1 protein-coding gene is annotated in these 1,635 nt (G+C 44.5%); it reads left to right on the plus strand.

Annotated features, from left to right (window positions below; translation table 11 throughout):
- On the plus strand, window positions 1-1,635 hold a 1,635-nt coding region (locus E4T82_RS11870), incomplete at both ends, for a Cna B-type domain-containing protein (protein WP_135182971.1).

Here is a 1,635-nt window from a genome sequence, read left to right on the forward strand (position 1 = left end):
TCAAACGACGCAAGTTGCGACTAAAGAAGTCTCAGCGAAAGATGAGTGGAAGTACAGCTTCACCAATCTTCCACAATTTGAGAATGGTCAAGCTATTACCTATAGGGTTGATGAAGAGTTGCCAGCAGGTTATACCAAGGCGGTAGAGGGCTATAATCTAACCAATACCTATAGCCCCGAGGTGACAGAAGTATCAGGAACCAAGACATGGGATGATGCCAATAACCAGGACGGGAAACGCCCAGATTCCATCACTGTTTATCTTCTTGCCAATGGTCAAAAGGTAGCCAGCAAGACAGTAACAGCTGCAGATAACTGGAGTTACAGCTTTACAAATCTTGCGAAGTATAAGGATGGGAAATTAGTCGCTTATGCGATTAGTGAAGAAACGGTACCAAGCTACACGACTACTCTTGATGGTTATAATCTTACAAACAGCTATTCACCAGAAATGATTGATGTCACAGTTCAGAAGAAATGGGAAGATGGCGATAATCAGGATGGCAAACGTCCTAAGGAGATTACGGTTTATCTTCTTGCTGATGGTGTACGCGTAGAAAGTCAAACCATTCAAGCAGATGCCGACGGCAACTGGAAGACGGCCTTTACCAACAAGCCTAAGTATGCTAAGGGTCAACTAATTCGCTACACGGTAGAAGAAGTAACTGTAAAAGAGTACCAGACAAAGATTGATGATTTCACCATCACAAATAGTTATACGCCTAAGGAAATCAGCTACCAAGTAACAAAGAAATGGGCGGATAATGGCAACCAGGACGGCAAGCGTCCAAAGGCGATTACCGTTCAGCTCTACAAGTCTGTGGCAGGTAGTGAACCGGTCGCAGTAGCAGGAAAAACACTAACTTTGACCACAGCTGATCAGACAGATGCGGATACATGGGTGGGAAGCTTCACCAATCTTCCGCAGTTTGAAAACGGTCAAGAAATCACCTACTCTGTCCGTGAAGATGACGCAACTCTGGCTGTGTTAGCAGAAATCGGCTATCTTGCTAAAGTAGAAGGTCAAGTGATTACAAATTCCCGTAGTCCTGAAATGATCCGCTTGAGCGGAAACAAGGTCTGGGATGACGCTAATAACCAAGACGGCAAACGACCAACCAGCATTGTCATCGTCGTAAAAGATGGACAAGGAAAGGAAGTCGACCGCATCACGGTAACACCAGATGAAACAGGACGTTGGTCATTCGAGTCCAAAGAACTTCCAAAATATGCTGCTGGAAAAGAGATTTCTTATAGTGTGGAAGAAATTGTGACAGCAGAGTATACCTCAACTATTACAGCCAATGGCAATCACTATACAATTACCAATAGCTATACACCGAAGAAAATTAGTATCAAGGGCTCCAAGGTCTGGAATGATGCCAATAACAAGGATGGTATCCGTCCAAGTAGCATTACCGTGCACTTATTTGCGAACGGTGTAGATACAGGAAAGACTGCGATTGCCTCTGAGGCGACAGGTTGGAACTATAGCTTTGAGGATCTTGATCAGTATCAGGATGGTCAAGCTATTCAGTACACTGTTCAGGAAGATGCTGTTCCGGGCTATACGACGCAGATTGATGGGACTTTGATTACCAATAGTCATGTTCCGAAAGAAACACCTCCTGCGTC

This window comes from Streptococcus cuniculi (assembly GCF_004570575.1).
GTDB lineage: Bacteria > Bacillota > Bacilli > Lactobacillales > Streptococcaceae > Streptococcus > Streptococcus cuniculi_A.